At 66.6% G+C, this 4544-nt stretch carries 1 protein-coding gene; it reads right to left on the reverse strand.

The window, feature by feature from the left end; all coding sequences use genetic code 11:
* Positions 1 to 4317 (reverse strand): hypothetical protein (locus tag F8D48_RS04675; RefSeq protein ID WP_151430137.1); only part of this gene is annotated, 4317 nt, incomplete at its 3' end.
* Positions 4318 to 4544 lie beyond the last annotated feature (227 nt).

The raw sequence follows: 4544 nt of genomic DNA on the forward strand, positions 1-4544 counted from the left end.
GGGCTCCATGCCCTCGGGCAGGGTGGCCTTGATGACGGCGTCGGCGAGCTTGGAGTCCGGCGCGGCGTTGGTGGAGGTGACGGTCACCTGCAGGGTGTCGCCCACCATGAAGCGGTCGCCGTCGTGCTCCTCGGTGTGCTCCTTCAGCTCCACCTTCACGGTGGTCTGGATGTCGGCCGCGGGCGGGTCCTTGGGCAGCACGGGGGTGGGGCCCACGGTGCCCGGGTTCGCCGGCTGCGGGTTGTCCGGGTTGTCGGGGTCCGGCTCGGCGTCGTCGCCGACGATGACGATGTCCTCGGGCTCGAGCGGCTTCACGTCCGGGGTCTCGCCGGGCTTCACGTCGCCCTCGGGCTTGCCAAACTCGCCGCCGCCCGCGGGCTTGTTCACGATCTCGGGCAGCTTGCCGTCCTCGGGGCGGTCGCCCAGGCCCTCGTTCTCCCCCACCGTGGCCTGGAAGCGCACCGAGGTGGACTGGCCGCCGTAGACCGAGCCGATGCCCTTGGTGAGCGTGGAGGTGCCGTCGTCGAACTCGTAGCCGTCGGCGCCGCCGCGGTCCACAGCCTTCCAGCCCAGGCTAGGGTCGTCCCAGTCGAAGCCGTCGTAGAAGGCTGCCGTGCCGAGGGAGGTGCTCTTGTCGGTGCGCGTGGCGTAGTTCGGAGCTATCTCCACCGACTTCGCGTCGAAAGAGAGCTTCGCGTCGATCATGTCCTTCAGCTCGGCGGCCTGCCAGGCGGAACCAGGCGTCAGGTTCAGGCCCGTGACCGTGTACTCCAGCACGTCGCCGGGGCGCGGCGGGGTGCTCGCGCGACCGTCCGTCGCCCGGGCGGCGAAGGCGGCGGCGTCCCCGCTGGCCACAGCAGCCAGGCCGCGGGCCGCGAGGGCCATGGCCGGCTCTCCCTCGGCCTCCTTAAGGGCCGTGAGGTTGCGCCAGGTGAGGCGGATCTGGATCTGGGGCCGGATGGAGGGGTCGGGGGTCACGTTCACCGTGAGGATGTACTTGATGCCGGTATAGAGGGCGTTGGCCTTCTGCTCCACGGTGATGACCGAGGTGCCGCAGCTGTTAATCTGCACCTGGAGCTTACCGTCCTCGCCGATGAGCGGCGCGCCGTCCTCGCCGCGCACCAGATCGGCCACGGCGTTGTTGGACACGGCGTAGGTGGGCTTCACCGACGAGCTGGACTCAAGAGCCAGGGCGAAGAAGTCCTCCAGGTCGGGGTTGTCGGTGTCGTGAAAGTCGGCATAGCTGGCCGTGATGGTCTTGCGGATGACGGTCATCTTGCCCGTGGGGTCGTCCGGGTCGGTGCCGCCGGGACCCGGATCGGGCGTCTCCGATTCCTCGATATCCACCGGGCCGTCGGGCTTCACGTCGCCCGTGGGAGGCACCGGCACGATGAAGGCGTCGTCCTCGCCGGCGTTCTCCGGGTTCTTGTCCACGCCCTCGATATAGTTCTTGTCGGCGATGTACTCGAGGTTCACCTTGTGCTCCTCGCCGTTGCCGGCCGATTCCAGCAAATCGAGCAGGCCGTCGCGGTTGGCCGGATCCAGGTAGTAGGTCACCACCGTGGCATGGCGCGTCTCGGGCTTGCCGTCGGCCCCCTTCACCGATATGTCCTTCTCCTCAATGGTGGAGTGGGCCGACCTCCCGATCTCCTCGGCCGTGAGCTTGATGGGGTCGCCCACTTTCTTACCGTCGATGCGCACCTGGAAGCTGCCCGTGGGCGCCGCGCAGGTGAGCGCCGTGGTGTTGGCCGAGCGGATGTTGAAGGTGAGCTTCAGGCGGTTGCCCGCGATGCCGCTGGCAGTCTGGTCCTTGACGATGGGCTGCCAGGTTCCCGAGTCCACGTCGAGGTGGCCCCACTCCACGCCCTCAATCTCCAGCACTGCGGGCACCGGCGTAATCTTCGCCCAAGCAGTGATGCGGTGGCCCCAGTAGTTGCTCTCGAACGTGGCGTCGGTGGCGTATTCCTTTGACACCAGCTGCACGCGGAAGGTGCCGGTATCGGCCGGCATGGCGGTACCGGTCACGACCGAGCTTCCCGGCAGGGGGCTTCCGTCCACGGCGTCGTAGGGTTGATAGGAGGTGGTCACGTGCTTCATGTCGGTGAGCGTGTACTTGTTGCCCTGTTCGGACACGAACTCGATGGGCTTGTCGGGCGTAATGGTCAGGGGCTCGAAGGAGAGCCCGTCGTACTCCTTCACAAGGCCCGAGAAGTACTTCTGCTGCTCCGCGCTTAGTTTCTCGACCTGGATGTCGATGTAGCGCTTCAGGGTGGAGCCCTGGTCGCCGCCCACCTCCTCGACGTACATGGGCTCGATATCGTGCTCTTCGCCGTTCTTGTCGCGGTAGGACATGGTCACGGTCACCTTCTTGCCCGTGGCGCTCTCGGGCAGCCACAGGTACAGCTTGCCCTTGTCCAGGTACGACGGCGCGCCGTACTCCTGCTCGATGTTGTCGATCTCCAGCTTCCACTTGGTCACGGGCACCGTCTTGTCGGCATCGGTGGCGCCCTTGTCGAACTCGCTCGACAGGTCGATGGTGAGCATCTGCACCTTGTCGGTGTCGGGCAGGCCGTCAACGCCGTTGTCAGCCTTGTACTGCTCCACGTCATCCCAGTTCTCGATGCCCTGCGTGTTGAACGCCGTATCGCCGATGCCCTGGAAGGCGGGCTTGCCGTTCGACTTCTTCTGCACCATGACCGAGCCGCCGGTGACAATAGTGTAGCCGAACGAGGCGCCCAGGGCGGCGCGGGGCGGATCGGCGCTGTTGATGTCATAAGTATTGGTGAGCAGCGTGCCGCCGGTGACGCGCACGATATGGTTGCGGTTGGAAGAGGGCCCATGGGCGCAGCTCTGGCCGAAGGCATTGCCGTGCTGACCGCTGTTGGCGGAGATGAAACCGCCGTTCACGGTGATATCGCCCGCCACGGTAAAGTAGTTGGTGTCCTTGGCAGAGCCGAGGTAGTGCACTCCCTGGGGACATGTTATATGAGCGGCCTTGCAGCAGAACCACTCTACGCTGTCGGGCCGGGCATCGAAGCTGTAACCGCCCGAGGCCGCCTCGCCCGTGGGAATGTTGATGGCATCGGCCTTGGGAGTGCCACCGCGGTGATCGGCGGTATAGTAACCCAGGCCCGAGCCAATGCCGGCGCCGCAGGAGCCGGCCGTCGCCGTCACGTTGCCGCCGTTGAAGACCATCACGGTGCCCGATCCGGAAGAGCCGCCGCCGATACCGGCGCCGTTGGAGAGGGCCCAGCGATCCTTGTTCCAGGGCAGCACCTGGGACGTGATGATACCGCCGTTGAAGACGAGGGTGCCGGCGTTCTCGTTGGCCGCCGATCCGATACCGGCGGAATGGCCGCCGCCGGTCACGTTGAGCCTGCAATCGGGCGCCTCCATCTCCGCCAGCGAATCGCCGGCCTTCAAGCGGGTCACGCCATCGTAGAGAGTAACGTCCTCGGGCACCATGCCCCCCTTGGGCGTGACGATGTCGGCCAGATTGAACTTGGAACCGCCGGCGCGCACATTCGTGAGGGCGTCGTCGATGACGAGGATGGAGCCCCAGCCGCAGCGAATGCCGGGAGAGCCGGTGGCGGTGGCGTTGTTGCAGACCAGCGTGTTCGTCGTACCTGCGCCAATGGTCAGGTAGAGCATGGTCTTGTTCGTGATCTGGTTGGCGTTGGTGACCTTCTTGCCGTCCTTGTCCTCATCGGAGTTGGTGACGAGATTGATGGGGGCCAGAGACGAGTTGATGTTCACGCCGGCCAGGGTGAGGTCGGCCTTCACACCGGCATTGATCTCGATATTGTGGCCCGTGGCAGCCGCCGTGCTCACGGTGAGCGGCGTGGATGTGAGGATATGCAGCGTGGTGCCCTCGAAGAAGTAGTCGCCGTCGCCGGCCGTCTGGCTCGTGGCGGCCTTGCCGCCCACGACGGTGAAGCCGCCCGCAGTCTGCCCCTCCCGCGGAGCGGGAACCTCGGCGCCGAGGGCGCGGGGCACCAGATTGCCGAGGGCGGCGGCCACGGAGGTCGCAGCGGCCCCCTCTTCAGCCGTGGGCGCGGCCTCGGCGGCAGTCGGGTCGGCGGCTGCGGCGTTCTCGCCGCCCGTCTCGGCGGCCGTGGCCCCGGGCGCGGGGGCGCCCGCATCGACGAGGGGCCCATCGAATGCCCCCTCGCCGGAGCTGCTTTCAGAACTTAGGGGGGGGGTAGCGGTATTTTCCCCGTCGGCGTAGGCGGCGCCGGCCGGGACCATCAGGCCCCAGGCGAGCACAGCGGCCAATGCGCTGCGGAGGAACCGATGCTGCTGCTTCATGGCGGTCATCTCCTGGCTCTCTTATCGCGGGCGCCGGCACGGCCCCTTCGCCGTTCCGTTGCGCTTCCGTTACCAAGCTGTAGATAACAGCGCATTATATACCCTTCTTGTCCCCGATGCCAAGATGCGCCCCCCGCCAGTGGCGAGGGGCGCTTGTCATCCCTTCTGACCGGGGCCCTCCGGAGAGGGCCCCTCCTTCCATCAGAGCCCTTAGGGACGTCTCTCTCGGTCTCTTC

Origin of the sequence: Adlercreutzia muris (genome assembly GCF_008831045.1) — a bacterium.
Taxonomy (GTDB): Bacteria; Actinomycetota; Coriobacteriia; order Coriobacteriales; family Eggerthellaceae; genus Adlercreutzia; species Adlercreutzia muris.